This window comes from Zavarzinia marina (assembly GCF_021568905.1).
GTDB lineage: Bacteria > Pseudomonadota > Alphaproteobacteria > Zavarziniales > Zavarziniaceae > Zavarzinia > Zavarzinia marina.
Genome location: NZ_JAKGSB010000004.1, coordinates 419,053 through 445,479 on the forward strand (window position 1 = coordinate 419,053; position 26,427 = coordinate 445,479).

General features: G+C 60.9%; 22 protein-coding genes and 1 pseudogene. 12 read left to right on the plus strand and 11 right to left on the minus strand.

What is annotated here, in order from left to right; all coding sequences use genetic code 11:
- Entirely contained in the window at positions 1 to 2,439 is a 2,439-nt protein-coding gene (locus L2U69_RS13380) for a toll/interleukin-1 receptor domain-containing protein (protein ID WP_236107611.1), read from the plus strand.
- A 1-nt stretch (position 2,440) separates the two neighbouring features.
- On the opposite strand, the gene L2U69_RS13385 is transcribed toward L2U69_RS13380, so the two are convergent.
- The 4 genes from L2U69_RS13385 to L2U69_RS13400 form a co-directional block, all read right to left on the minus strand.
- A complete protein-coding gene (locus L2U69_RS13385) occupies positions 2,441 to 3,625 on the minus strand; it encodes a LysM peptidoglycan-binding domain-containing protein (protein ID WP_236107612.1) in 1,185 nt (394 codons plus the stop codon).
- Between the two features lie 74 nt (positions 3,626 to 3,699).
- Entirely contained in the window at positions 3,700 to 4,548 is an 849-nt protein-coding gene (locus L2U69_RS13390; protein WP_236107613.1) for a c-type cytochrome, read from the minus strand.
- 53 nt (positions 4,549 to 4,601) lie between these two features.
- The gene (locus tag L2U69_RS13395; RefSeq protein WP_236107614.1) at positions 4,602 to 5,081 is read right to left on the minus strand and encodes a c-type cytochrome; all 480 of its coding nucleotides are present in this window, start codon (positions 5,079 to 5,081) and stop codon (positions 4,602 to 4,604) included.
- Between the two features lie 200 nt (positions 5,082 to 5,281).
- Positions 5,282 to 5,875, minus strand: coding sequence for a hypothetical protein (locus L2U69_RS13400; protein WP_236107615.1), 594 nt, complete (start codon positions 5,873 to 5,875; stop codon positions 5,282 to 5,284).
- 525 nt (positions 5,876 to 6,400) lie between these two features.
- On the opposite strand from L2U69_RS13400, the pseudogene L2U69_RS13405 reads away from it, so the two are divergent.
- From L2U69_RS13405 to L2U69_RS13435, 7 genes and pseudogenes are all read left to right on the plus strand, one after another.
- Positions 6,401 to 7,101 (plus strand): annotated as a pseudogene (locus L2U69_RS13405) (IS5 family transposase); the annotation flags it as partial.
- Between the two features lie 244 nt (positions 7,102 to 7,345).
- The gene (locus L2U69_RS13410; RefSeq protein ID WP_236107616.1) at positions 7,346 to 8,335 is read left to right on the plus strand and encodes a DNA-methyltransferase; all 990 of its coding nucleotides are present in this window, start codon (positions 7,346 to 7,348) and stop codon (positions 8,333 to 8,335) included.
- Positions 8,335 to 9,912: an ATP-binding protein gene (locus tag L2U69_RS13415; protein WP_236107617.1), complete on the plus strand. Its 1,578-nt coding sequence runs from the start codon at positions 8,335 to 8,337 to the stop codon at positions 9,910 to 9,912. The genes L2U69_RS13410 and L2U69_RS13415 overlap by 1 nt, the downstream gene beginning before the upstream one ends.
- 4 nt (positions 9,913 to 9,916) lie before the next feature.
- The gene (locus L2U69_RS13420; RefSeq protein ID WP_236107618.1) at positions 9,917 to 11,065 is read left to right on the plus strand and encodes a DEAD/DEAH box helicase; all 1,149 of its coding nucleotides are present in this window, start codon (positions 9,917 to 9,919) and stop codon (positions 11,063 to 11,065) included.
- On the plus strand, positions 11,062 to 11,850 hold the full coding sequence (locus tag L2U69_RS13425; protein ID WP_236107619.1) for a hypothetical protein: 789 nt from the start codon (positions 11,062 to 11,064) through the stop codon (positions 11,848 to 11,850). The genes L2U69_RS13420 and L2U69_RS13425 overlap by 4 nt, the downstream gene beginning before the upstream one ends.
- Positions 11,851 to 12,361: 511 nt before the next feature.
- Positions 12,362 to 13,720, plus strand: coding sequence for a tyrosine-type recombinase/integrase (locus L2U69_RS13430; RefSeq protein ID WP_236107620.1), 1,359 nt, complete (start codon positions 12,362 to 12,364; stop codon positions 13,718 to 13,720).
- A gap of 47 nt (positions 13,721 to 13,767) precedes the next feature.
- Positions 13,768 to 13,908 carry a hypothetical protein gene (locus L2U69_RS13435; RefSeq protein WP_236107621.1) on the plus strand — a complete coding sequence of 47 codons (141 nt, stop codon included), beginning with the start codon at positions 13,768 to 13,770 and terminating at the stop codon, positions 13,906 to 13,908.
- Between the two features lie 415 nt (positions 13,909 to 14,323).
- Here L2U69_RS13435 and L2U69_RS13440 read toward each other — a convergent pair whose 3' ends face one another.
- The 7 genes from L2U69_RS13440 to L2U69_RS13470 form a co-directional block, all read right to left on the minus strand.
- Positions 14,324 to 15,361: a hypothetical protein gene (locus L2U69_RS13440; protein WP_236107622.1), complete on the minus strand. Its 1,038-nt coding sequence runs from the start codon at positions 15,359 to 15,361 to the stop codon at positions 14,324 to 14,326.
- Between the two features lie 3 nt (positions 15,362 to 15,364).
- Positions 15,365 to 15,583, minus strand: a complete 219-nt coding sequence (locus L2U69_RS13445) for a KTSC domain-containing protein (RefSeq protein WP_236107623.1) — start codon at positions 15,581 to 15,583, stop codon at positions 15,365 to 15,367.
- A 3-nt stretch (positions 15,584 to 15,586) separates the two neighbouring features.
- Positions 15,587 to 17,488 carry an ATP-binding protein gene (locus L2U69_RS13450; RefSeq protein ID WP_236107624.1) on the minus strand — a complete coding sequence of 634 codons (1,902 nt, stop codon included), beginning with the start codon at positions 17,486 to 17,488 and terminating at the stop codon, positions 15,587 to 15,589.
- Positions 17,478 to 18,671 (minus strand): SIR2 family NAD-dependent protein deacylase, encoded by a 1,194-nt coding sequence (locus L2U69_RS13455; protein WP_236107625.1) that lies wholly within the window; start codon positions 18,669 to 18,671, stop codon positions 17,478 to 17,480. The genes L2U69_RS13450 and L2U69_RS13455 overlap by 11 nt, the downstream gene beginning before the upstream one ends.
- Before the next feature lie 905 nt (positions 18,672 to 19,576).
- A complete protein-coding gene (locus L2U69_RS13460; protein WP_236107626.1) occupies positions 19,577 to 20,845 on the minus strand; it encodes a hypothetical protein in 1,269 nt (422 codons plus the stop codon).
- Entirely contained in the window at positions 20,842 to 21,192 is a 351-nt protein-coding gene (locus L2U69_RS13465; protein ID WP_236107627.1) for a hypothetical protein, read from the minus strand. The genes L2U69_RS13460 and L2U69_RS13465 overlap by 4 nt, the downstream gene beginning before the upstream one ends.
- Entirely contained in the window at positions 21,192 to 21,755 is a 564-nt protein-coding gene (locus tag L2U69_RS13470) for a hypothetical protein (protein WP_236107628.1), read from the minus strand. Before L2U69_RS13470 ends, L2U69_RS13465 begins: the two co-directional genes overlap by 1 nt.
- Before the next feature lie 236 nt (positions 21,756 to 21,991).
- Here L2U69_RS13470 and L2U69_RS13475 point away from each other — a divergent pair, with 236 nt between their 5' ends.
- The 4 genes from L2U69_RS13475 to L2U69_RS13490 all read left to right on the plus strand — a co-directional run bounded on the left by L2U69_RS13475 (position 21,992) and on the right by L2U69_RS13490 (position 26,404).
- A complete protein-coding gene (locus tag L2U69_RS13475) occupies positions 21,992 to 22,999 on the plus strand; it encodes a hypothetical protein (protein WP_236107629.1) in 1,008 nt (335 codons plus the stop codon).
- The gene (locus L2U69_RS13480) at positions 22,993 to 23,751 is read left to right on the plus strand and encodes a hypothetical protein (protein WP_236107630.1); all 759 of its coding nucleotides are present in this window, start codon (positions 22,993 to 22,995) and stop codon (positions 23,749 to 23,751) included. The genes L2U69_RS13475 and L2U69_RS13480 overlap by 7 nt, the downstream gene beginning before the upstream one ends.
- 30 nt (positions 23,752 to 23,781) lie before the next feature.
- Positions 23,782 to 25,110 carry a competence protein CoiA family protein gene (locus L2U69_RS13485; protein WP_236107631.1) on the plus strand — a complete coding sequence of 443 codons (1,329 nt, stop codon included), beginning with the start codon at positions 23,782 to 23,784 and terminating at the stop codon, positions 25,108 to 25,110.
- Between the two features lie 121 nt (positions 25,111 to 25,231).
- Positions 25,232 to 26,404, plus strand: a complete 1,173-nt coding sequence (locus L2U69_RS13490; protein WP_236107632.1) for an AlbA family DNA-binding domain-containing protein — start codon at positions 25,232 to 25,234, stop codon at positions 26,402 to 26,404.
- The last annotated feature ends 23 nt before the right edge of the window (positions 26,405 to 26,427 follow it).

Sequence of the window (26,427 nt, forward strand, 5' to 3'; positions counted from 1 at the left end):
GTGAACCAGTGCATTGACGGGCCGGCGCTTTCGGCCCATTCCAGCACCATGAGCCCCCGCCGTTACGCCGCCTTCATCAGCTACAGCCACGCCGACGAGACCTTTGCCGCAAGGCTCCACCGCCGTATCGAGACCTGGCGCACGCCACGGCGCCTCGTCGGCGCGCGAGGCCGCGACGGCGAAGTGCCGGCCCGGCTCTTCCCCGTGTTCCGCGACCGCGAGGAATTGCCGACCTCCGCCGATCTCGGCGGCGCCATCCGCCAGGCGCTCGAGGGCTCGCGCTATCTGATCGTATTGTGCTCGCCCCGCGCGGCGGGCTCCATCTGGGTCGATCAGGAAATCCTGGAATTCAAGCGCCGCCATGGCGAAGGCCGCATCATCGCCGCCATCCTGAGCGACGAGCCGGACGTCTGCTTCCCGCGGGCGCTGCGCTTTCGCCTCGGCCCAGACGGCAGCCTGAGCGACGAACCGACGGAGCCGATCGCCGCCGACTTCCGCCCCGGCAAGGACGGCTGGCGCCTCGGCACCCTGAAGATCCTGGCCGGGTTGCTGGGCGTCGATCTCGATGATCTCGTCCGGCGCGAGGCGCGGCGCCAACGCCAGCGCCGCCTGGCCCTGGGCGCGGGCGCGGCGGGCGTCGCCATCGCGGCCGCCCTCGGCGCTCATTTCTGGATCAAGGCGGATCATCACCGCGCGCTCGAGGCGCAGGCGGCGCGCGGCCTCGCCGAATTGCGCGGTGGCGACACTTTCGCGGGCACGGATCGCTTCGTGACCGCAGCCCGGGACCTGGGCGACGATGCGACGCCGGCCCAGCGCCGCCTGGCCCGCGCCCTGACCGCCCGCCTCACCCCCTATTCCGCGGCGGTGGCGGAACTGGACGACGACACCGTCGTCTCCTGGCGCGGCCAGGCCTGGCTGAAGCGCGGCGACGGTTTGACCGCGCTCGCGGAAGCCCTGAATTTCGCCGATCTCGGCGACCGCATCCTGCTGGCCCGGCCCGGCCGGCTGGAGGCCGTGGACAAAGTCACCCTGAAACCCGCCTGGCATGTCGATCTCGAAGAGGGCGAACGCCTGTGCGGCCTCTGGTCCGACGACGACGGCCGGCGCCTCTATCTCGAAGGCGAATATATCGGCATGACCGTGGGCGCCAGCTATGGCTTCAAGGCCTGGCTCGATCCCGCGACCGGGGCGATGGAACGCGGCGGCATGGCCCGGATCGGCCAAACGGTCTGCACCGGCGACGAGACGCCCGGCGCCGTCACCGGGCGCTTCACCCGCCTCGACCGCGTGGTCCGCCCCTTCGACTGGCCGCGCCTTCGCCCGGAGGGCCGGATGTGGGCCCCGTCGGATTTCATCCAGCCCCCGCCCCTGCTGCCGTCCACCGAACAGGCCGGGATCGAGCACGCGCTGCTGGCCCGCGCGGTGGACGAGGATCTGCCGCCCCTGCCCTATCCGACCTGGATCGAGCGTATCTTCGCCTGCGACGGCCAGCGCCATGCCGCCGGTTACAGTTCCGTCGGTAATTCGGGCGGCAGCATCGCCCTCTGCGCCCTGGACGGCGACACGCCCACCTGCGCCGAACATGATTTCATCGGCGTCGTGAAGGGCTGGACCGTGGCGCCCTATTGTTCCGCCGTCGCCGCCTGGGGTTACGGCCTGACCGGGCGCCACGGCCTCTCGCTCTTCACCGCCGATCTGGCCGAAGCGCCGATCGACGGCCTGCCGGAGACCGCCGAAATGCGCCTCGGCGCCTTCTCGCCCTCCGGCCGGCTCTTCGCCACCACCGACGGCGCGCGCCGCCTCTTCGTCTTCACCCGGACCGGGTCCGGTTTCGTGCGCAGCGCCGACCACGACATGGGCGTGCCCATCCACGCCCTGACCTTCCTCGGCGAAGACACCGTGGCATTGGTCGCGGGCGGCACCGAGCTTCGCGCCGTCGATGCCGCCAGCGGCAAGGCGCGCTGGCCCGCCGTGCCCCTGGCCCCCTGGCTCGGCGAGCGGATCGAGGCGGCGCGCGACGATCACGACTGGCCCGTCGCCACCCTGGCGGCGACGCCTGAAGGCGATGCCCTCGCCTTCGCCGTCCGTCTCGATCAGGAGACCGTCTATCGACTGGAACCCGGCCTGCGCCCGCGCACCCCGGACGGAAGCCCGGCAGAGGGAACGCCCGGCCAGTTCGCAGCCTATGCCCGTTTTTTCGATGGAACCCTGGGGGTGCCGCTGGGCGGGCGCCTGTCCCTGACCTGGACGCTCGGCTGGGGTGATCTGGAGGATCCCTGGGCCCGGGCCGTGCTGGCGCGCCGCGACGACGGCACGCTCACCTTCTCCTACGAACCCTATGCCGCCTTCGACACGGTTCCGGAGGAGACGCCCGACGCCCCCCTGCCGGCCCTCACCGGCATCGGGCCGGACGGTCCCCTGGCCGCCCCGCCGCGTTAGGTCATCGGGGCGGCGGCAGTTCCAGCACCTGTCCGGGATAGATCAGGTCCGGGTCGCGGATCTGGCCTTCGTTCGCGCGATAGATGTCGATGTAGCGAAAACCGTCGCCGAAGCGGTCGCGGGCGATACGCCACAGGCTGTTGCCCGGCTGGACGGTGAAATTGGATGCCGATGCCGTCTGGCCCTCGCCGCCGCCGGCGCCGCCGGCCACCGCTTCGGGTCGGGCGCGCTCGAAGGGCACTTCGCGCCGGGCGATCACCTTGCCGCCGGCATCGACGGCATCGAGACGCAGGCGGTAGCGGCCAGGCGCGACAGGGATTTCCGGCGTTACGCGCCATGTGCCGTCGTCGCCGACTCCGGTCTCGGCTAGCGCCACGTCGTCCAGATAGAGCCGGACCACGGCCCCCGCCGGCCCCCGGCCCGACAGCACGGGTGCGCCGTCGGGACCATATTCCACGAGATCGAGGCCGACGCCGGCCTTGTCCTTGCCGGCGGGCGGTGCGCCGTCCGGCCCCTGGAGGATGCGGGTCGGCCCGGCATCCGCGCCCGGCGACCGCCCGGTGACGACGGCGACCGGCGCCTCGGCGGGCTTGTCCGCGATATCGCCTTCGGCGACCGGCACGCCGGGCTTGCGGCGCAGCGGCACGTCGACCAGCACCACTTCTTGCGACGGTACCCGATTGCCGTCCGCCAGCACCGCGACCAGGGACAGTTCGAGCGTGCCTTCCGGCAGCGGATCCTGAATCACCAGCACCCAGGCGCCGTCGCCGCGCTGAGCGTCGGTGGTGCCGATGAGATCGCCATTGCCGACGACCTCGACCGTGCTGCCGGCGGGCGCCCGGCCGGCAAGCACGGCGGTACCTTCCGCCGCGATGCGGGCGACGTCGAAGGTCGGCGGCGCGACGTTCTCTTCCGCCCGCGACGCCGTCGCGGCATCGGCGGCGGGCGGCGGCATCGCCGGTGTCGGCGTGGCGGGGGTGGCGGCGGCCGTATCGGGCGCATGTCCCGTCGCCGGGTCGGCGCCCGGCGACGCTTCGGCGGCCGGCGTCCCGCCCGCAGGCGCCGGCGCCTGCGGTTCGCCACCCAGAATCAGCAGGGCACCGATCAGCAGCAGAACACCGAGCGCAACGGCGCCCCCGACGGCGGCGCGGCGGCCCAGCCCCTCCTCAGCCCGATCTTCCTGCATGACGCCCCTATGACGATGGCCAAGCCCCGCCCGACCTTATCAGGCCCCCGGCCCAATTCAATGGGCGCGGGGCGTCAATCCGTGAGGGCGGGACCGTGGCGCACCGGGGCCTGGGACAGCAGATAGGCGGCGATGGCGGTCCGGTCCTCGTCGGTCAGATGGCCGGTGCCGTCGTCGACCACTTCGGCCATGGAACCCTGGATGTTGTCGAAATCGGGTTTCATGCCGCTCGACAGCAGTTCCGCGATCTCGTCCACGGACCAATTGCCGATGCCGGTCTCGGTGTCGGGCGTGATGTTGGGCACCATTTCGCCGTCGGGCCCGTCGCGCGTTCCGGCGAGCGACAGGCCGATCAGCGCGCCGCCGGCCGGATTGCGCGGCGTATGGCATTCCCCGCAATGGCCGAGCGCCTGCACCAGATAGGCGCCGCGATTGATCGCGTCGGGCATGGAGGCGCGGGGACGGAATTCGCCGGGCCGGAAGAACAGCAGCTTCCAACCCGCCTGCAGGGCGCGGATCGAGAAGGGAAAGCCGATTTCATGGGGCTTCGCCGGGGCCGCGACCGGCGGCAGGGAAAACAGATAGGCCTTGATCGCCAGCAGGTCTTCGGCCCTCGCCTTGGTATAGGACGTATAGGGGAACACCGGATAATAATGCTCGCCCGTCGGCGAGACGCCCTCCTGCAGGGCGCGCAGGAAATCCGCGTCGCTCCAGGCGCCGATACCGGTTGCCGCATCGGGTGTGATGTTGGGCGTGTGGAATGTGCCGAAGGGTGTCTCCATGGCACGCCCGCCCGCCAGGGTCTCGCCCCCGGGCGCGGTATGGCAGGCGATGCAGCCGCCCGCGCGCACCAGATAGGCGCCCCTTGCAATCATATCGGGCGCGACGGCATCGGCGTCCTCGGCGATGGCGTTTCCCGTCATGAATGCGGCCACCGCCAGGGTGGCCGCCAGAATCCGGATCAAGGGGCGCGGCCTCAGCTCTTCGGCGGGCCGCGGAAGACCTTGTGGCAGCCGCCGCAGGTGGGCCCGGTGGCTCCGACGGCTTCACCCAGCGCCGCGGCGTCGCCCGCCTTGGCGGCAGCGACGACGGCATCGGCGGCGGCGGTGAAATCGGCCACCTTGGCCTGCCAGCCTTCCGCGTCGGTCCAGATCTCGGGCAGCGCCCGGCTCTCGTCCGAGAGGGAGCCCTCGGGGAACAGTTCCGGCAGCATGGCCGCGAAAGCCGCCAGTTCCTCGGCCTTCGCCACCTCGGCCGTCCCGACGGTGCCGGCCTGCGCCGCCCCGCCCAGCGCCTTCAGCGCGCCGCCCGCCTGCTTCATCGCCGCCTCGCGCTTCTCGGAAACCGCATCGGCCTGCGCCCCGACCGTCACGCCGACGAGCCCCAGCGCCAACACGCCACCGAAAACAGCCCGCGCCAAAGCCTGGTGCGACGACCGAAGTCCAAGCGAAACCATGCCGGTTCTCCTCCTGGCAGATACAGATGCACACGGCTCAGCCATGCGGGCCAAAGGGTGCCATGATCGGATTGTCTTGTCACGGTGTTGGGGGCGAAGAGAGGAGCATCTGACGAATGGGACATCACCAATGGTCGTCAGCCCCAGTGAGCAATCGAGCGAAGCTCTTCGTATAGTGACGACGAAACGATTGCTTCCGGTCAAGAGGCCGAAACGGGGGCAAGTTTTCGGATGACCGGAAGGTATTCAGCAAGATTTTCCAGGAAATCATGCGCCGGACCATTGTCGTGCTCACCGGGAAACCAAGCCGCGGCCATACCCGGAAATCCCTTCTGCTTGTGTATGACGGAAAATATCCGATCATGCTTCGGGACGAGACGGCAGTCTTCAGCACGCGCCTTTGCTATATAGACCCGCTTAGTGCCATCAAAGGGCGGCATATAACGAAGAACTGTCGCCCTATCGTAAAGGCCGACGACAACGGGACCCGAATAAGGCCGCTTCGCCGTCCAAACGACCGTGATGTCTGAGACTTCGTTCTCATGTGGAAGCGCGCCCAGTTTTGTAATATTGAGGGTTCTCATTGCCACGGGGATTTTCGCCAATCCGCGCGCCTTCGCGGTACGGGCGACAGGGGCGTAACCGAAGCACCAACCATCGAACGCTCGGAAATTCTGGTTCTCCACACCGATTTCATTTTTCAGATAGGCGTGGCCACCTTCCGGGGCCTCCGAGCCGTCATAGCTACCCGCCCAGCCCACATGCAGGAAGACGACTTTCCGCCAGTTCGCCATACGAACCTCGCCACGAATAGTGTCGCACCGGCATCGGACGAAAAGCGGCCCTTGCCTGCGATCATTCTACCCCGGCGCCCTGACACCCGGAAAGATTGAATTTTTCGCTAGATTGGCGCACCCGACAGGATTCGAACCTGTGACCTCTGCCTTCGGAGCGTGACTTCTTGTGTTTTCGCGAGATTTCCAGTGCTCGTTCAACTATACCTAAATAGTTGGTTTATTTGTCATATTTCTGTTTCTCTTGATTGAATGGCGGTGTGGCGATCCCCCGAGATTACCGCCCCGGTGCTACCCGGAGCGATCAAGAGATGGCGAATGAGAAACTGACAAAAAAGTCGTAGACGCGCTTCTCCCTCAGGCGAAAGACTATGTCGCCTGGTGCGGAAAGCTGCCCGGTTTCGGATGCAGCGTGCGCGCGACCGGCAGCAAATCCTTCATCGTCATCCTAGGCGCTGCTGACAAAAGGGATTCCCAGGCGAGCTGAGGCGTGATCCAACACAGGTCTTTGCGGAGACCAGTGTCATGCGTGGCGACCTGACGGACGAGGAATGGGCGATCATCGGGGGCTTGCTGCCGCCCGAGCGAGGGCGTTGGTCGCGGCCTGCGCAAGACAATCGGCGCTTCCTCAACGGCATGCTCTACGTGCTGCGGGTCGGCTGCCCATGGCGTGACATGCATGAACGTTATGGCAAATGGAACTCGGTCCACGTCCGTTTCCGCCGCTGGGCCGAGCAAGGCGTATGGGATGCCTTGCTGGAGACGCTGGTTGATCTGGGCCTGACCGACGACTGGCAACACATGATCGACAGCACCACGGTCCGGGGCCACAGTCAGGCCGCCGGCGCAAAAGGGGGACTCATAAGGAGGGCTTTGGTCGAAGCCGCGGCGGCTTTACGAGCAAGATCCACGCCCGTGCTGGCGGTCAGGGGCGCCCTCTCGGCTTTGCCCTGACGGGTGGAGAGGTCTCGGGTTACCTCGGTGTCGAGCCCCTGATGACCCTGCCCGTGAGCAAGCCTTGCGCGCTGCTGGCGGACAAGGGTTACGACGGCGACGCCGTCCGTCAGGCTCTGCTTCTTCAGGGTATCCTGCCGGTCATCCCGCCCCGCTCGAACCGGTCGGAAACGATCGACTGCGACTTTCGCCGCTACAGGGATCGAAACCACATCGAACGCATGTTCAACCGGCGGAAGCAGTTCCGCCGGATTGCCACGCGATACGACAAGACCGCCAATCCTTCCTCGGCTTCCTCCATCTCGCCGCCGCGAAGCTATGGCTTCCATCCTTTGTCAACAGCGCCTAGTCTCTCGCGCAGTTAGGCGGAGCGAACAACTATTTGGTAGAATATATGGCCAAGCTGCAATATGGGTCGGATAAACGCTGTTCAACGTCAGAATTGTTGACATGGATTTCGAATCATCTGTTCACATCGTCATGATGAGGCAGAGGTAGGGGGCTGGGTACAAGGGCATGCAACCTCAGCAGAGGACACAGCCGCTACCTGAGAAGGTGGTAAAAACTTACCGCACAAAACTCGGCAAGATGCTTGTCGGGAATATTGAGAATGCTTTGGACACCTCCACGCTGCGCGGTGTTGAGGGCAAGGTGAACCTCATCATCACGTCGCCGCCGTTCCCGCTTGTCCGCAAAAAGCAATACGGAAACTCGACGGGCGAAGAGTACCTACGGTGGCTGGAAGGCCTTGCTCCGAAACTGGCCACGCTGCTGGCCGACGATGGGTCAATCGTCATCGAGATAGGTAATGCGTGGGAGGCCGGACGCCCGGAAATGTCTACGCTACCTCTTGAAGCGCTATTGGCCTTTAAAAAGGCAGCGAATCTCCACCTCTGCCAGCACGTGATCTGCCACAATCCCGCACGCCTACCAGGACCGGCAGCTTGGGTGACGGTGAAACGATTGCGGCTGAAGGATTCCTACACTCACGTATGGTGGCTCTCGAAGACACCAAACCCTAAGGCAGATAATCGTAAGGTACTGCTGCCCTATGGCAAGGACATGAAGTCGCTGCTGAAATCCAAGCGCTACAATGCGGGTAAGCGACCTTCAGGACATGTGATTTCCGAAACTGGCTTCCTCAGCAATCATGGAGGGGCCATTTCGTCCAACGTTATTGACCTTGAAAGTGCGCAGCATGTGCCAAGCGCCCTGCTAAAGTACGCGAACACGGCGTGGGATGCGAAATACCGGGCCTATTGCGAGGAAAACAAGCTTGATCTGCATCCGGCGCGGATGCAGACCGACCTTGTTGCGTTCTTCCTAGAGTTCCTAACTGACAAGGGCAACCTCGTGCTCGACCCATTCGGCGGGTCAAACACAACGGGAGCCGTCGCGGAAGCGATGCGCCGCAAGTGGATCGCTGTCGAGGCTGACCCGAAATACGTCGAAGGGTCGGTCGGCCGCTTCGAGAAGGTCGAACGCTATCAGCGACAGGAGCGGTAATGTCCGAAACCGAACCTCTAGCGACGGACTTTGAAATCGGTCCCCAGGCCATCGTGAACTACAGCCGCATGAGCTACACAATGTGGCATGCGCTGGGAGAGTTTATCGACAATTCTACTCAATCCCGTCTGAACCATGGCGGGATCATCGACCAAGTGCTTGAGGAAGAGGGTGCGCCGCTCATTGTCGAGATCGTGCATGACCGTATTCAGCGAAAGATCACGATCAAGGATAATTCTATCGGCATGACGCGCAACAAGTTGGAAGCAGCGCTGCGCATCGCGATGCCGACTGCGGATAGTATCGGCCGATCCAAGTTCGGGATGGGGATGAAAACAGCCGCCTGCTGGATTGGCAGCAACTGGAAGGTTGTTACCTGCGAGTGGGGCAGCGGCGAGGAATGGACGGCCGAAGTGGATGTCCAAGCCATTGCCTTCCGAGGTGCACGAGTGCCACTTACGTCGCGCAAGGTCGACACGGACAACCACTATACACATATCATCATCAGCGACCTTCATCGTAACATTCAGCAACGCACTGAGGAGACAATCCGGGGCTATCTGGGCTCCATGTACCAGTTCGACATCCGCCGCGGGACGCTGAAGCTTCTTTACAACGGCGAAGAAATCCCGGCTCCTGACGAGTACGATTTCGACACCGATCCTGAAGGCCGTACCATGCGGATGGAACTTCCGCAGAGAATCATCGGTGGCAAGAAGGTCACGGGCTGGATTGGAGTGCTCCGCAAGGGTGGGCGAAAGTTCGGCGGCTCCTCGCTATTCCAGAATGAGCGGCAGATTCAAGGCTTCCCGAATGCATGGAAGCCCCGCCGCATCTTCGGCGGCGTCGATGACGAAGGCGCGAACAACCTCGTTTCGCAACGTCTGACTGGTGTCATCAATCTCGACGGCTTCCATGTCTCGCACACCAAAGATGCGATCCTGTTTCAGGGCGATGAGGAAGAGGAGTTGGAAGAGTTTCTCGCCGCCATCTCGGATGATTACCGCAAGTACGCGACCAAGCGCCGGGGTACACGGACGCAGCCGTGGAACCGCGAGAAAATCCGCGATCTCGTCGAAGAGATGCGCAAAGAGTTCGCGAACCCCGAGATGGGGGACGTGCTCGAAACCTCGCTACTGCCGCCTATTGAGACGCTGTTGCAGAACGAGGAGAGCCAAGCCGCTTCAGTCACTGAGGAGGATCGGCTTGCCACTTTCCAAGTCGGCAGCGATTTGACGGTGATCGTTTCCCTGAAGGAGATCAGTGAGTACGAGCCGTATCTGTCGATTGCAGCCAGCGCCACGCCAGGCACTGTGCACATCGTAATAAACGGTCTGCATCCGTATTATATGGACCTCGAAGCGACTGAGGCCATTGATGAGTGCATTCGACAATACATATACGATGCAATTGCCGAGTATCGAGTGGGAAAGCTGACCGGCCGCATTAATCCGAACAGCGTACGGCGCATCAAGAACGACCTCCTGCGGGTGAAGGCCGTTCGCGTCGAGAATGTTGCCGCCGAACTTCAGGCCGGCGACCCTCCCGTAGGGGCCAAGCCGGCCGCTGCGAGCTAGATCTGTGGCCGGCGTCCCGTTACGTCGCTGGCAAAGCCAGGCCCTCGAGGTGTGGGAGCAGAATGGCCGCAAGGGAATCGTCGGGGCCGTCACCGGAGGCGGCAAGACTTTCTTCGCGCTGAGCGCTATTGAGCGCGTCAAGATCGAAACCACGTTGATTGTCGTACCGACGATGGCGCTGCTAGAGCAGTGGTGGGATGAGGCTGCAGCGTTCTTTAACGTGCGTCTTGACGACATCAACGTCATCCGTGGACGGCCTCGCATGCGCGCTGGGACAATCAATCTTGCAGTGATGAACACCGCGACCAAGATTCCGCCCGTTTCAAGCAACCTCTTCCTGATCGTGGATGAGTGCCACAAGGCCGCGAGTCCCAAGCTGCGCGCTGTGCTGGAGCTACCCAAGCATGCAGCGCTTGGCCTATCTGCGACGCCAGAACGCCCTTATGACGAAGGCCTTGAAGAGGTATTGGTCCCCGCGCTAGGCCCGATCCTGTATCGCTACACCTACCGCGAAGCTCTGGCGGATGGGGTGATCGTCCCGTTCTACCTAAAGAACATAATCTTTGAACTCGAACCGGACGGCCAACGTGAATACGACAAGCTGACGCGGGCGATTGCACGGTCCATCGACCGGCTCGGTCCCGAGGCCCCGGAATCGGTCGCGCTTATGCTGCGGCGGGCACGGGTGCTAAACTTGAGCATGGCGCGCGTTCGCCTAGCTTTGCGGTTAGTTGCGCGTCACCGGGGCCAGCGCATCCTGATCTTTCACGAGAGCGTCGAAGCCTGCATTCTGATCCACGAAGTCCTTATCGAGAACGGCGTGAAGGCGGGCATCTACCATTCGAAAATGAGTATGCGGGAGCGAGCCCAGATGCTGACCGACTACCGCACCGGCAACATCGAAGTTCTGGTCACCTGCCGGGCACTCGATGAAGGCTTTAACGTGCCCGAAACTGAAATCGGAATCATCGCCGCAAGCACAGCGACACGGCGTCAACGCATCCAGCGGCTCGGCCGTGTACTCCGTCCGGCCGCCGGCAAGGACGGCGCGACAATCTATACGCTGCTAGCCACCAAGCCCGAGATCGACCGACTCCGAGCGGAGGAAGTCGAACTTGAAGGCGTCGCGGAAGCGTCGTGGGTGCATGTGTGAAGACGCTGGTGATCGGGGCTTGCGCGCCGGATCGGGTCTATCGACTAAAAGACCCTGACGCTCCTTATGAGAACGAGATCGAGGCTGCGGTTATCAAGGTGCTGTCATGCCTTTATCCAGCCTATCATTGCATCGTTTTTGGTGGTGGGTTTGAATACGAGGGCCGTGTCTCGAGGCCCGATCTAGCGCTGGTCGCACGAGACTATTCTCATTGGTTCATAATCGAGGTAGAGCTGGTTTCCCACTCATTGTCTGGTCATGTGCTGCCACAGGTTGTGGCCTTCCGCTATGGCGCACCCCAGCCAGATTGCGCCAGAATCCTAGAGCGCGAGCTGGGAATTGGTCACTCCCAAGCACGTACGCTGGTCGAGCATGTACCCCGCAGCGTCGTGGTGATCGCCAACCGGCGCGATCCTGTGTGGGAAACCTCACTAGCGGCGCACAGCATCCAGTTCGGTGTGGTTTCCCTGTTCCGAACGAACGAAGGAACGGAAGCCATTGAATGGGATGGGACACTAACCGTCCTAGAAAAGAACCTAGGCTTCGGCTCATATTCAGCTGTGGACCGTTCGCTTCGCTTTCCAGTACAGGTCGCTCTTCCCGATGGACCAGTTCAGATTGCTGATGCGGGCGGATCGCCCGGAACGTGGCTGGTGACGCGCGACGAGCGTTTTACGTGGATCACCAAGGAGCGCGGTACGCCTGCAATCATGGAGGGGGCTTCCGTCCAACTGCGCCTCTCCTACGATGGGGCCATATCGCTAAAGATTCCCGGAGGCCGGTGAGCGTGGCACATTTCGTTTAATGCCCTTGCCTAAGCGCAAGCCGTACATTGATGATCTGTCGCCCGTTCCCTTCTCACCGCCCGCTCTCTACAGCGCTATTTGAAGAGCGCGAGAGCGGGCCGTGGAAAGCGAACTACCCTCACGCTCTATCTCTAACTCTCTATGGGATATCGTCAGAGGCATCGCCATAGGCCGAAGCTGTGGAAAACCTCAGCAGGAGTCGACCGATACAGCGCGCTACCCCAGTGCTGCCCGGAGCATTTTCGAGGTAAGCGCCTAACAGCTAACCACTTGAAATCATTGGCGCACCCGACAGGATTCGAACCTGTGACCTCTGCCTTCGGAGGGATGTAGTCAGCGACATGGGTTGGCGCAGTCGCGCCACCTCGTCTAAAATGCTGAAACTAAATACGAATCCCGCCAAGTAGATCAGACCAGCGAGTCGCTCATTGCCGCTCCTCGTTCCGGCGCTTCCTCGGCGCGTTCGCCAAGGAAAAGCCGGTCACAACACATGCCAAAACTTACAAAACGTACCGCGGATTCCGCCAAAGCGCGGGAGAACGACTACTTCATTTGGGACAACGATCTGCCTGGCTTGGGGCTCCGGGTCTATACCTCAGGCAAGCGTAGCTATGTCATTCACTACAGGTTCGCCGGTCGCTCTCGCCGATTCACGATCGGACTACATGGGTTCTGGACGCCCGAGCTTGCGCGACAGGAGGCAAGGGTCCCCTTCGGCAAGATAGCGAGTGGTGAAGATCCGTCTGAACAGCGGCAGCTCAATCATCAGGCCATCACGGTCAAGGAGCTTTGCGAACTCTATCTTGAAGATCTGAACGCCGGCTTGATCATGGGCAAAGGCGGACGGCCGAAGAGGCCGACAACCATCCTCAGCGACATCGGTCGAATCCGTCGCCACATCATCCCGTTGGTCGGGACGCGGCGGGTGAAGGATCTCACTAAGGCAGATATCAATAAGGTCCTGAAAGATGTGATCGCTGGCAAAACCAACTGCAACTTCAAGACGGGAAAGCTGCGCGGCAAAACCATCGTACGAGGCGGCATGGGAGCAGCGTCGCGCACGGTGGGACTCCTCAGCGGAATACTGACTTACGCCGTCGAGGCAGGAATCATAGAAGTCAATCCCGCGCATGGAGTTCGACGACCAAAAGATAACGTGCGAACCCGACGCCTCAGCGATGTCGAGTACCGAACGCTCGGCTCTATCCTCCAGGCAGCTAGCAAGAACGACAAGTACCGGATGACCGTAGATATCATTAGGCAACTCGTACTCACTGGCTGCCGTCGATCTGAGATGGTGGTGCTTCGCTGGGAAGACGTTGACGTTGAATCAAGCTGTTTGCGCCTCGCCGACAGCAAGGAGGGAGCATCCGTCCGGCCGATTGGTTTGTCCGTGATGGAATACCTTGAGGAGCGTAGATCGAAAGTTTCGAAGACCTACGTGTTCCCCGGCGGCGGGGAGGACAACCTCTTCGGCAGCTTCCCCAATCATTGGGAGAAGATTTTCCGGAGTACGGCCTTAGCAGATGTCACGCCGCATGTCCTTCGTCATAGTTTTGCGAGCGTGGCTAATGACCTGGGCTTTACGGAGACCACGATCGCAGCGTTAATCGGGCACTCCCGGGGCACCGTCACAAGCAAATATATTCATACCTTGGACGCCGCGTTGATCATGGCGGCCGATACGATCTCCGGCTACATTGAAGGACTTCTAGACGGTGTGGAATTTAAGCAGACGTCCTATGCACTTGACCGCGGCGCCAGGAAGGCCACTTTAGCTCGGTTCTTAAAGAAGATGAGCAGCTCACTAGACGATGGTCTGATAGCTGAGGAGGATTTGGCGGCATGACTCAGAATCGACACTCTCGTTCTGAAACACGCCGGCGCCTTGGCAGCATGCTGGTCGAACAGAGCCGCCGCATCGGCCTGACCAACGAGGACGTCGAGGCGCTTGAGCAGACCCGGGACCGGACGCCCGCCGAGCCCCTCTCGTTCGAGGAACGGATTCTCACACGTTATGATGAGGACTTTGGCTAACGTCCCGAGCAGTCCATCGTCGCCATGCCCGCTGCTTTATTGGATCGGGCGGCGATGCTGACGCAAGGCATGGAGGTCGACCTCGACGCCGAGATCGAAGGAGACGTCACGCTCTAGCTTTGCTCAGCCACGAGGCGGGTCAGTTCGTTGGGTGCGCCTTCGAACGCGAACGGATTCAGGAGCTGTCGTCGCCAGGCGTTGCGAGATTGGTGTGAGAATGTCGTCGCTACGCTTTCCATCCACTCTAAGGGCTTGGGGCGCATCAGCTGCCAAGTCGCTTTTGCCAATCCCCTGAGGAAGCAGACGATCGACCTAACAGCACCTGATAGGCGGCTGCATCCCTTTTCCGTCTAGAAGCGGAGGAATTTTCTCGTTCTGGTGGCAATTTCGAGTGGCCAGCCGAACTGCTGGAGATCTATGTACAGAGTTCTAATATCTCACGCTCAACAATCCGGAATCGGTCCTTGACCTCTTCGCCAGAGTAGAAATCGAGGAGGTCTTGTTTGGACAGCGTACCGTCGGCCAGGAATTTGAGCAGATATCTTTGATTAAATTCTGCCAGCAAAATGCTCTTTTCAATCTGGGCGAGGATTTGCCGGAAATTGTCGACACTGTTGAGGACGAGGTGTTTGACCGCTGCCATGTCTCGCGCATCCTTAATCAGGCGATTGACAATGACTTTCAACACGTTTTGATCGAGATCCACGGCCTGCGTATTCATCGCGATGTCGCGTGCCAGCATGTACGCGATCCCGAGATTATGATAATCGCCTTTTTGCGAATCGATGATCGCAATGAGACCGATGCCCGGAATGAAGCGCACATCCTGAACCGTATTAAGCACACCGTTGTCGACGAGCGACACGTCGAACACGATAATGCCGACGATACCGTCCCTATTGGCCTGCGCCTCAAGCAATTGGCTCCAAGCTGTGTCGCTCTTCTTAGTGAAGATATCCTTGGAGCGGATATCACCGAGTCGAATGCTCTTGTCGAACTTACATTCGATCGCGATCCGCTTGCTCCCATCCGCGCCTAAGTGACAAACGATATCCCCGGTCTTGTTTCGGCGGATGTTTCCGGCGCGCTCGCCCGTGAGCTCAACGCGATCAGTCAGCTTTTGCTTTTCAAAAAATTCGATGAGGAACTCGGCAATGTCCTCCTCGGCTAGGCCCCCCTTGACGGCCGATCGATAGAAAAGCTCCTTCTTCATATCGAAGATGAGTTTCAGACTCTCGAGTTCCGTTCCAAGATCGTTGCTCGTTTTCGATAGGAAACTCGATAGCCGATCTTCCATTAGGGCGAGTACGCCGATGTACAATGCCCGATGAAATTGATCGTCGCGTTCAGTCGCGCCTAATTTGTTGAAGTAATCGAATAGGATTCTGTTATCGATCTCGAAAGCGTTTACTTTAACGCGACCGGTCTGCTGATCTAAGCTAATGATCGGCATTCGTCAGGCTCGGCTGTAACGATAATGGCCCTTGATATAGGCGGCCAAGTATTGCCCTTTCGATTCTGCCTGCTCGAATGACCGCGCCACTTGGTCCGGCACATCGTAATAATGATAGCGACCACCATTATGGAATTCGACCTCGAGCAGGAGCTGTTCGGCATCGTATCTTATGGCTGCAATGTTCGACGACGTAAATGGTGCAAATTCTTGCCAGGCCACAGCTTATCCTTTCTCGGGTGAGGGGGGTGTCGGATTTTGTTGCAACCAGGTTCGGACGAAATATCCGTAATCCGGTGCGAGATGGTTCTTCAGGTTCCATCCGCCCGGCGTCATCGACTCGTCGGGTGGCGACTCGTCGCACACCAGGGGATCCTGGCTGTCAGGACGCCGATCTTTGGGCGGGGCCTGAATCATCGTTCGCATGGGAAGGCCAACAGCCTCGCCAAGAATAATCGCCTCGCCGGTTCGCAGAACCGGAAGCATGCTCGTCAGCCCCTCCAGGTTGTCCGAAAGCGCGCCAGTTACATGAGAGCGATCGGTCGCATTACTGAGCCGCATCGCGAAGAATGTGCCGCATTGCGAAAGAATTGTGGAGTTGATCTCCGAGGGGCGTTGACTGACGATCATTGCGCCGATGCCGTATTTGCGTCCTTCTTTCACGATCCGCTGCGTCGCGATCGACGCGGCACTCTCGCAATCGTCGTTGAGATAGGTATGCGCCTCCTCCATCACGATCAGCAACGGCCGCTCGCGCCCGCCCTCCGACAGATTGCGTGCCCAAAACAATGCATCATACAACACGCGCAGCACGTTGCCGATAATGTCGTTGGTCACTGTTGACGGAATACCGGACAAGTCGAGGATAGTGATCGGGCGATCGTTTCCAATCCATTGGCTGATCAGGTCCGAAAGCGTTTTCGTAACAGCGCCACTGAGGTCCGGGTGCCAGTCGCCGGCCTTGAGGAGAAAATCATAGCGCGATACGCGCAACCTCGCGCCGAGTGCCTCCAATTGCGGCCTGATGTTGAGCGGATCGGGAAGATAGTTGATTTTCTCCGGATCAGCCTGAACGTTCTTCACCTTGCGGAAGCGCGGTGGGACGCCCGCCTGAGCATCTCCCACGAGCTTCGCGTTGGTAGCGTCCTTCTCATACGCCCAGGTCGCTGGGTCGCCCGAATTGGCGCCTCCGGCGCTGAAATAGGTGCCAAACTCAGTGCAATAGAGATCATGCCATAGCTTGTTTAGCGAAAACGGGATTGGGCTGTCGGCGGTCACATCAATAGGGTCGACCCCAACGATCGGCTGCGCCGCGAGGCTTGCGATCTTCGCCGCCTGGACGCGTTCGAGGATGATGTTTCGGGCCTTGCCGTCGCTGGGGAGCGAGCCAAATGTGACACGAACGAGCTCGTCAAAGCTCAAAGCCCAGAAGGGAATGCAAAGCCTGTGCTCGTTGGGTTTGCGTTCGTCCGGACTGATCTTAAAAATATGCGCTCGATCGCCAAGCGCGCGCGCATATTCGCCGTGGAGATCAAGAACGAGGATCCTGGCGGAGGGGAAGCGGGTTTCGTCGGAAAGCACGTTGAGCAGGCCTGCGACGGTCGTCGATTTCCCCGACCCGGTCGTACCCACGACGGCTGAGTGACGGGTGACGAGCTTGTTGATGTCAATCAGAGCATCGATTGATTCGCTTCCAGCGACATGACCGACCCGGACGAGATGATTCTGCTTGTCGAGCCGTCCGTAGATCGCCTGGAGGTCGCCTTCAGAGACGATGTGCACCTCGTCGTCGAAGGTTGGATATTGCGAAATACCACGCTGGAAACGCCCCGAACGATAACCTTCGCCAATCAGTTGGATGGTCATCCAGCGAAGACCATTGGGCATTACCGTCTGCGCATTTTCAGGCACCGCGCTCGCCCCGACCTGCGAGACGACGCCGTACAGATCAACATAGCCCACCGGTATTTTGACAAAGCTGCCGATTTGGCCAATTTTGTACCCTTGGCCGTTGATGAAACTCAGCGCAGAAAAGCGGTCTGCGTTAAGCGTCACGCTGACCGTTGTGCCGCTGACATCTTGGACCGTCCCGATGACGGTCGCCCCACCGCGCAATTCAGACACCATCGTGGCTCGTTTCCCCGACCGCCAAGTTGCGAAGGAGTGCGCCGAGGGCGGCGAAGTCGCCCAATCGGAAGGATATGTTATCGCCGTCTTTCTCGATGAGGCCTGCCGGAAAGGGAATCGCGTCCGGGTCATCTGACGCCCAGACGCCTTTATTTCGACCGATGATAGCACCATCAAAACCGAACAGACTGAGATTAGGGGTCTCGAGCGCGCATTGGCGCGCCAACGCGTAGCGCGGATCATCGATCTTGCCGAAGAGCGCACCGAACATCTGGGCGCTAGGATTGGACTCTAGGCTGCGACAGATTACGTCATTGATGTGCTCGTCGGCGAACGAATAGCCACACACGAACAGGAGCGCCGATGGCGCAAGCAGAAAGGCCTTGAGTCGATCGAGCATGGCGAGATAAGGCATCTTACGGCTCTGATCGTATTTGAGATGCGAAGGATAGATCAGGTAGCCCTGTTCAGCGCTTTTCTGGTCGCTGCGTACAACCGACTGATTCCTTTCAAGGCGCCAGTTGAGTGAACCATGGATTTTCCAGAGTCGAGTCCAGCGCGGCGGCAGCAATCCTTCATCTTCCACCGCACCAAGGTCGAAGAAGGCCTTACGAGTGCCGACAAACCCATCGAAATAAGGAGCCGAACTTTCCTCTAGCGCTTGTTCGAGCAACAAATCGTAATTGGTAGTGAAGATATGGACCGGCCTTTCCCGTCGGATCGAACGGCTCCAGACCGCGAGATTGTGGTAAGGTGTGTCCTTGTTCGGCAGTTCGCGCGTCACCTCCTTGGAAATGATGGCGCAGATCGCCGTGTCGAGGGCGGAGAGTTCTGCGGATGTCAGTCCGCGGACTTCGCCCGAGCCGGCGACGCTCGCAAACGTGCGAATCCGGCTCAGCAGCAATTCGATATTGGCGCCGTCCCCGCCATCAGCGGTTACGACGGTGACCACCTTGTCCCACGTTGCCTTTTGTTGGGCGTCCAATTGTGAGGCAATAACTATAGTCAGGCCGGTAACGTCCCAAATCAATGGATCCGTCATCCTGTTGCCGCCCTCAATGCGTTCATTGACGCGGACGGAGAGCGGGCACCCAGCCCCGATGAAAAAGCCGATCGGCTTCCGACTCTGTGAAAGAGCCTGCTGGACAAAGCTCAGATGACGAATCAGATCGTGCTTGTGCATCTTCCCCCCGTAGTGATCGTATAGATAAAACTGATGCGCGATCTATCTCGGCAATTCAGATGTTGGGATGAGCCGGAGATCAGCGCGATGCGAATTGTCGCGGCCGGCCGGCCTGATTTGTTGTAGAAATCAAAGGTTTGATATCGACCGCAGGCGATCTCTACTCTACGTTGTGTAGTCGCGCTGGCGGAAGAAATGTGCGACCAGCGGCGGGGGCGAAGTTGGGCAACGAAAGGTCTGGCGCACTCGCGGCGACCTTTGATGTTGCCGACGATCTTCTTTGGCAGGCTGAGGCTGGCCGGTTGGCCAGTCGCGGCGCGATCACTGTCGGACGGTCGGGACAGATCGGCCCGTTGGTCGAACTGGCGTTCGCCGCTCGGGCGGCCGCGACGGCCTACACCGCGATCACAGTCACGCCGCCATTCTTTGATCTGGTTCTGGATGGTTTGGTCGCCGGCCGTATTAGTGGAAACGGCGCCCGTGATATTGCAGGCGTCTTTCCCTTGGCTCAGCTCGACCCGGCGGGTGACGATAGTCAGTGGCATCAATGGATGAGCCACGCCGAGAACGCAGCGGTGGCGTCCGGGTTGGCGCGCGGTCTTGTCAGCGGACTGATGGGTGCGCTGGGCGAACTGCAGGAAAATGTTTGCCAGCACAGCGGCCATCCGGAGACCGGCCTGGTGGCCTACGCCGCGGTGAACGGAACGTTCGAGTTCGTCGTCGCCGACGCCGGTGTGGGGGTTCTTGCAAGCCTGCGCGAGAATCTCGAATTCGCGCAGATCGCCGACTCCGGCGATGCGCTGCGGGTCGCTGTCTCGGACGGCGCCTCGCGCCACGGCAGTGCCAGCGGGCGGGGCTACGGGATCGGGCAATTGTTCCGGGCTCTGGCGCATGACTCGGCTGAGCTACGCTTTCGCAGCGGCGATCACGTGCTGCGGCTCTGGGGCGACGCTCCCAGCCTCAGCGGCCAGTACGAGGTCGCCCAGAAGGCTCAGCTGGACGGGCTGATCATTACGGTTAGATGCACGTCGCGGCGTCGCGGCGAGACGTGACCGCGGCGCCGGCTCGACGCCGCGCTCGTGCGCCAAGCGGACGACTTTGACGTTATGAGCGACGAGATCGTCGATGGGGGCACCCTTCAGGGTCGGCGAGGACGCCCATCTGAGGCGGCCAGATTCGGTGAGCACCGCGCGTCGGCGGCGGATTGCCCGCGCGAAGGCCTCAGTCTCGATCAGGGTGACGTGGGCGAAGTGACGGCGCAGCAGCGCGGCCTTTCGGCCTCCGCCGCGGATCATGAGCGTAAGCGGTCTGCCGACTCGGTCCGCGAGATTGCAGAGCTGCTCGACGTGCCAGTCAATGCGTTCGCCGCGCCCGCCGCCCGTCGCGAACTCGAATGCGAGAATCTCGATCTCCGGCCGCTTGGCGACCAGCTCGCCCCAGCGGCGATAGTCGTGGTCGGTGCGGGCATTGATGTGAAGCGCGGCCGGGAAGCCGGCTGCTGCCATCTCCGTCCAAGCGAGCAAGATGCGCTTCATGGCATGGAGGTTGTCCGTCCTCGGGACGTCGGTGAGCACGCTATAGTTGGGCGTGGTAACAACCGCGACGCCTAGGCGCGCAAGCCCGGCGAGGATCTCTTGACGGTTCGGAAGCTCCCACCAGCGTTCGATCGGGCCATCTTTGTCAACGCCGCTCAGGACGACCGTGGCATTGGGTGGGATAAGGAAACGGTCTCCGAGCGCCTGGCGCGACGTAACGTGCAGGGCTCCGGTTGCCATGTTGACGACCTCGTAGAGCGACAAGGCGACAACTGGCTCGTTCAACGTTGAGGCGCGCCCGTAGCGATGGTCCACGAAGGGAACGACGCGCGGCAGGTCGGGCACGCCGCAGACGGGGACGCGCGGCGCGGTCTCGAACGAGAGCCCGCCGACTTCGCGCATACGTGCCACAAAGACACGAGGATTGAAGCGGCAGACCATGTCGCAACGGCTCTTGTCGCGGCACGAGCATAGGTCGCGACAGTCGAGAACGCCGGCGTCGGTGTGGACACCACCACAGCGGCTGAACTCGAGACACGTGGGGCAGCCGAGCGAAGGCGCGTGGCGTGTGGGATAGTCCCACAGCCGCTGCGGCTGTGGGAAGCGACGAGAGGGCTCGTTCGGCGGACGCTCGTTCATCGGATGCTGACCTCTGCTGTGTCGCCGAACAGGCCGATACGCTGAAGTGTCCCCTCCGCGTAGCCGCCGCCGCTGGCGAGGGCGGCCGCGAGGTCGGTGGAGGGATTGGGGACGCGGCCGATGGAGCGCAGCCCGTCACTAACTGTGATACCGGCGGGGCCGCTTTCGACGATGAGGGGTTCGCCCGCCTTCGGCGATACACCAGGTTGAAGCTCGACCGTTACGATGCGCGCGGCCTCTGACATTGTGAGATCGAGCAGGGTCGGTTGCTTAAGGCGGTTCAATCCGCCGTTCCAACGCTTCTTCCACGGCTTGCCCGTTTGGGCGCGGACGTAGTCGAGACCCATTACGCATTCTCCAGAAGGAGGCTGAACGACTTGGTTTTCCCGATCCTTCGCTCAACCAGGAGCCCCTTCGCGGTGAGGCCGGAGAGGCGGTTGTTCCAGGCGGTCGGGCCAATGCTCTGATCCGGGAAGCGCGCGGCGAGTTCAGGCGCGGTGACAGCCCCGAGTTCGCGGACTGCGTCGAACGTCATCCGCTGAGCCGGATCAAGGCCCCCCAGCAACCGCGCGCCGTTCACTCGTTCAGTTTCGTCGAGGTCGCAGGCCCAGATCACGTCGTTGCGGCTGCGCAAGAAGAACTCGAGCTCTTCGAGGACCGCGGGCTCCAAGTTGGCAGCGACTGGGTAGACGTTGACGAGGGACAAGCGCGCATAGTCGCGGAAGCCGATGACCGCCTCGCGCAGGAAGGAGCTCGTCGCCACTGCCACACCTTTGAAGTCGAGGAAAGTAGCTGTCGGCACGTCGACGGACGGAGTTGCGGCGATCAACGCCGTTTGCAATTTCCGCCCGGGTATGCCGCCGGAGAAAACGCTGCGCCCATCCATCATGTTGAGCAGTTGATGCCGCAACTCATTATCCTCACTAGTGTGAAGTGAATGTAGTGAGCGATTCTTAAGCCGTCAAGGGTACGCTAGAGTGCTCCACGATTTTCCGTAGTTTCCGTACGGAGACGGTCGCGGCAGCACTTAGCAGGCAGGCGCCAGCTCGTTCTGCACCCTACCGCTCCGCGCTTTCGTGAGCCGCCGGCGAGCGTTCCTAACATCATTCTTGCATAGTAACTCTACCACTGTTAGCGTGCGGACCAATGTTGGGAATAGACCATATCACCTCCAAGGGAGCGTTCGCCGGAGCGCTTGAACGCTATCTCGGAGACACGCTTCATTACCGCGTTCTGGTCGGGGAATTTGCGAACGCAGACGTCCTGCCGTCATTTCTCGAGCGAGCCTACACTTTCTACGAAGCCCGAATAGCCGGAAGGCGGTGCGTCTTTCTTGCCGCCTTAAACAATGCCGCTACCCCTTCCGCCATCGCGAAGCACATCGGTCTGGTTCGCAAATCTGTTGATGCAATCGTCGTCTTCGCAGCTCCATCGCTGAGCGCGCATAATCGCTCACGCCTCATCGGCCAAGGCGTGCCCTTCGTCGTTCCGGGCAACCAGCTTTACATCCCTGACCTCGCCATGGATCTGCGCGAACATTTCCGCGCTCCCAGGCAACGGCATGAGGACGGTCTGTCACCAGCGGCTCAGGCCGTGTTGTTCGACCATCTTTTGCGGCACGACGAGAATGCGACGATCCCGTCGCTTATTGCGGCGCGACTGCGCTACTCGGCAATGTCAATCGGTCGCGCTTTCGACGACCTGGTAGAATCGGGCGTCGCGCTTACCGAAAAGCATGGCAAGGAAAGACATATCCGGTTCAAGTCCGATGGACGCCAGCTGTTCGAGGCAGCGCGCGATCTCCTCCGCAGCCCGGTGCGCGCTGTAAAGTTCGTCCGAGGCGATCACTTCCAGGCACCGCTCAAGCAGGCTGGCGAATCGGCGCTTGCCGCGCTGACCGATCTATCTCGGCCGTTGATCGTCACCTACGCTGTCGCCGCCAACGATTGGAAGGCGATCGCACAGACCTCCGGCTTCGTTGAAACCAGCCGCGATCAAGCCGATCTCGCCGTCGAAACGTGGTCCTACGACCCCGCTGCATTGTCTGACACCGACACCGTGGACCCTCTGTCGCTTTACGCGCAGTTCAGCGATCACCGTGACGAACGTGTCGCCATGGCGGCGGAACATCTTTTGGAGAACATCCTATGGTAGCCGGCATCGACAAGTTCCGGGAGCATTTCGCCGGGCATGAGGGCCACTACGTGATCATCGGCGGTGCGGCATGCGACCTGCTGTTCGATGCCGCCGGTCTCCCATTCAGAGCGACCAAGGACATCGACATGGTGCTCTGTGTCGAGGTGGTCGACGCTGCATTTGGCGCGGCCTTCAAGGCGTTTCTGGATGCAGGCGGATATCAGGCGCGCGAGCGAAGCGATGGCAAGAAGGAGTTCTATCGCTTTCATAAGCCGAAGGATCAAAGCTTCCCTTTCATGATCGAGCTCTTTTCGCGCAAGCCGGGGACCCTCGATCTTTCGGAAGATGTGGGCCTGACGCCCATCCCCGTAGAAGAGGATATCGTCAGCCTCTCGGCGATTCTCCTGGATGAGGGCTATTACGACGCACTGCAGGCGGCCAAACGGCAGGTGGACGGCGTCACGGTCATCGACGAAACGCTGCTCATTCCCTTCAAGGCCCGCGCCTTCCTCGATTTAACCGCTCGCGCGGAAACAGGCGAAAAAATCGATGGCAAGAATATCAAAAAACATCGAAACGACGTGTTTCGATTAGTTCAGCTGCTGCCCAAAACCGCCTCGATCGAGCTGGCCGATCCGATTCGCGAGGATCTCCGAAAATTCCTCGACCTGGCTCAGGCTGACGCGACCCTCGATCCCAAGGCCTTTGAGGTGCCGTTTACGCGCGATGAAGCCGTCGCCGTTCTTCGCTCAGTCTATGATTTGGGTTAGCGCGAGGTGGCCATAAGGTAGCCAAATCGGATGGCGCGAAAGCCCCAACGAATCATCGAAGCCGCCTTGATTGAAGGCATCGGACCGATCATGGCCCGAGACCTCCTCGCGATGCCAGAAGACAGATGGGGTCTGCTACGCGACCGCATCACGGACCGCCGTCACGGCAAAGACGGGCTTGTTGCCCGCTGCATGGCCTGCGAGGGCGAAGTTTACATCCGAACAGCACGTCTGGGCGGAACGAGCCGTCCGTTGTTCGCCCACTACAGCGGAAGCGATCCCGACTGTCCTTGGCATCATGGGCGCAATGCCATGCCTGACGACGTCCGTGCTGCGCAGTATCAGGGGCGCCAGGAATCAACTTTTCACCGTCTGATGTGCGAACAGATCGCAGAGCTTGTCGCTCTTGATGAACGCCATATCAGACACACGATCGCCGAATATCTGCCGCCGACCGAAAACGCGCACGGCCGCTATCCGGATATTTATGTCGAATGGGAGGGCTACGGCGCCTTCGCAATTGAATTCCAGCTGTCGGGCACCTTCCAGACGGAGATTTCAGCGCGCTGCAAACACTATGAGTACGAGGGGATTCCGCTGCTCTGGATCCTGTTCGGCATGGACACCTCCGCCGACGTTCAACAGAGCTTTCGCGATGTGATCCGCAGGCATCGCGGCAACGCCTTCGTTCTCGACCCCTCCGCGGTCGCAGCGTCGAAGGAGCAAAAAACGCTCGTATTGACCTGCTATCTGCGGAACGACGAGGGCTTCGATGCGCCAAAGCTTGTCCGGTTCGACGAACTGACAATCCCTAGGTCGAAGCTTCCCTTTCACGAAGACCGGATCGCGACACCGCTCCTGGCGGAGATCGAAGGCCGGCGTCGCCCTTGGTTCGAGGCGTTGGCGGATTGGGACCACTTTGGTTCACTTTGTGATCTCGAGCGCCCGCAAAGCCTGCTTGTCGCCGCTGCTTTCTCGATTGTTGCGACGGCCAATGGTAAGGAGCGCAACTACGCAAGCGGTCACCCGAACATCCGCGCAATGCTCAACACCTATCTGCATTCCGGAACGCTCTCGCCCTATACCAATCTGCTGACCAAGCTCATTGCGAATACGTCTATGGCGGACCTGCTTGCGACCAAGGTTGGCGACCATCTGCGTCGTCACAGTGCCGATCACCAGAAGGACGAGCAATCATCGGCGGAGTGGCGTCTTCTCAGGCATCTGCTCCCGGAAGCGCTGGATCCCGTGATCCGCGACGAACTCAAATACCTTGATGCGCTGCCGGGGTGGGCGATCGCCAAAGACGCTTCACCCGTGCAGCTCTCCCGGCAACACGCCGAATCGCAGTTGATTTAGAATTCCGGGTCGCGCTTCTCCCAAAGATGGTGCCGGACCAGGAACGAACGCCTCCGTCTCGGACACCACATGCTGCACCTGAGTATGATTATTCGTGCGGTCCCTTTTGAGGTCTCTAGCCATGTTCGGCAAAGCCATTGATGAAGTTTCCGTCGCCGATCTCCAGGCCTTGGTCGAGGCCAGAATTCCTGAAGGTCGACGTCTTGAGTTCAAGCGTGATCACTATGGTCGAACCGACGATGCCAAGCGCGAATTTGCTGCTGATGTGTCGGCTATGGCCAATGCGCTGGGCGGCCACCTGCTGATCGGCATCGAGGAGGAGAACGGGATCGCCTCGAAGATCGTGGGCGTCGATTCAGAGAATCCAGACGCGCTCGTGCGCGGGATTACGGAATCTATCCGCGCGTCTATCGAACCACCCATCCTTGGTGTGCGCGTACGCTGGATGGAAATCGAAGCTACCCGGGGGGTGCTGGTGATCCAGGTTGAACGGAGTTGGAGCGCACCGCACCGCGTAGCGGTCGCGCGCGACAACCGCTTTTTCTTGCGCGATGAGAATGGGAAACACCCGATGTCCGTGAACGAACTGCGTCGCGCCTTTCTTTTCGCGTCCGAAGTCGAGGACCGGATTCGCCGTTTTCGGTCAGAGAGGCTTGAACTCTTGATCGCCAACGAAGGCCCGTTGGCTGTAAACGATGCAAGCCCGAGGCTAATTTTGCACATCGTGCCCCAAGCTGCATTCACCGAGGATATCCAGCTCCGTTTTGACCCTCACGGAACCGGCATCCGCCCGCTTGGGGCGAGTGGTTGGAATTCAATGTATTCTCTCGATGGCCTCGTCACTTATTCGGGCCCCGAAGAACAGTTTGAATCCGTTCGCGCGTTTTCGACGCTCTTTCGAAACGGCGCAGTCGAGGCTGTGGGCCAAGTCTACGCGGGAGAACGAGACGGGAGGCGACAGCTTTCGCTCTCAGGTATTGAGCAAGAGATCGCTCCTGCTTTGCAGCACATTCTTTCCGAACTGCAGCGATTGTCCGTTCCTCCGCCGTACTATCTGATGCTCTCCCTTGTAGGCGTGAGAGGCCATTGCGCGCCGACCGATGAGTGGCGAGGCGGCCTCTCGTATCCGCACCGCTCGGACAAAATGCTCCTACCCGAGCTGATGATTGATGAGGCTCTCACCAAGGTAGCTCCTACGGCTATTCTGCGCCCGCTCTTTGATCTGATGTGGAACGGGTTTGGTCAGTATGGTTCTCCCAACTACGATCGCGACGGCAACTACCGGTTACGCTGAGCATGCGGTAGTTCGCTTTGCAT

Bases quoted from the DNA above. Each gene is read 5' to 3' on its own strand.
- L2U69_RS13385 (WP_236107612.1), bottom strand. From the start codon at position 3,625: ATGCAGGAAGATCGGGCTGAGGAGGGGCTGGGCCGCCGCGCCGCCGTC.
- L2U69_RS13390 (WP_236107613.1), bottom strand. From the start codon at position 4,548: ATGACGGGAAACGCCATCGCCGAGGACGCCGATGCCGTCGCGCCCGAT.
- L2U69_RS13395 (WP_236107614.1), bottom strand. From the start codon at position 5,081: ATGGTTTCGCTTGGACTTCGGTCGTCGCACCAGGCTTTGGCGCGGGCT.
- L2U69_RS13400 (WP_236107615.1), bottom strand. From the start codon at position 5,875: ATGGCGAACTGGCGGAAAGTCGTCTTCCTGCATGTGGGCTGGGCGGGT.
- L2U69_RS13410 (WP_236107616.1), top strand. From the start codon at position 7,346: ATGCAACCTCAGCAGAGGACACAGCCGCTACCTGAGAAGGTGGTAAAA.
- L2U69_RS13415 (WP_236107617.1), top strand. From the start codon at position 8,335: ATGTCCGAAACCGAACCTCTAGCGACGGACTTTGAAATCGGTCCCCAG.
- L2U69_RS13430 (WP_236107620.1), top strand. From the start codon at position 12,362: ATGCCAAAACTTACAAAACGTACCGCGGATTCCGCCAAAGCGCGGGAG.
- L2U69_RS13435 (WP_236107621.1), top strand. From the start codon at position 13,768: ATGCTGGTCGAACAGAGCCGCCGCATCGGCCTGACCAACGAGGACGTC.
- L2U69_RS13440 (WP_236107622.1), bottom strand. From the start codon at position 15,361: ATGCCGATCATTAGCTTAGATCAGCAGACCGGTCGCGTTAAAGTAAAC.
- L2U69_RS13450 (WP_236107624.1), bottom strand. From the start codon at position 17,488: ATGGTGTCTGAATTGCGCGGTGGGGCGACCGTCATCGGGACGGTCCAA.
- L2U69_RS13455 (WP_236107625.1), bottom strand. From the start codon at position 18,671: ATGCACAAGCACGATCTGATTCGTCATCTGAGCTTTGTCCAGCAGGCT.
- L2U69_RS13460 (WP_236107626.1), bottom strand. From the start codon at position 20,845: ATGAACGAGCGTCCGCCGAACGAGCCCTCTCGTCGCTTCCCACAGCCG.
- L2U69_RS13465 (WP_236107627.1), bottom strand. From the start codon at position 21,192: ATGGGTCTCGACTACGTCCGCGCCCAAACGGGCAAGCCGTGGAAGAAG.
- L2U69_RS13475 (WP_236107629.1), top strand. From the start codon at position 21,992: ATGTTGGGAATAGACCATATCACCTCCAAGGGAGCGTTCGCCGGAGCG.
- L2U69_RS13480 (WP_236107630.1), top strand. From the start codon at position 22,993: ATGGTAGCCGGCATCGACAAGTTCCGGGAGCATTTCGCCGGGCATGAG.
- L2U69_RS13485 (WP_236107631.1), top strand. From the start codon at position 23,782: ATGGCGCGAAAGCCCCAACGAATCATCGAAGCCGCCTTGATTGAAGGC.
- L2U69_RS13490 (WP_236107632.1), top strand. From the start codon at position 25,232: ATGTTCGGCAAAGCCATTGATGAAGTTTCCGTCGCCGATCTCCAGGCC.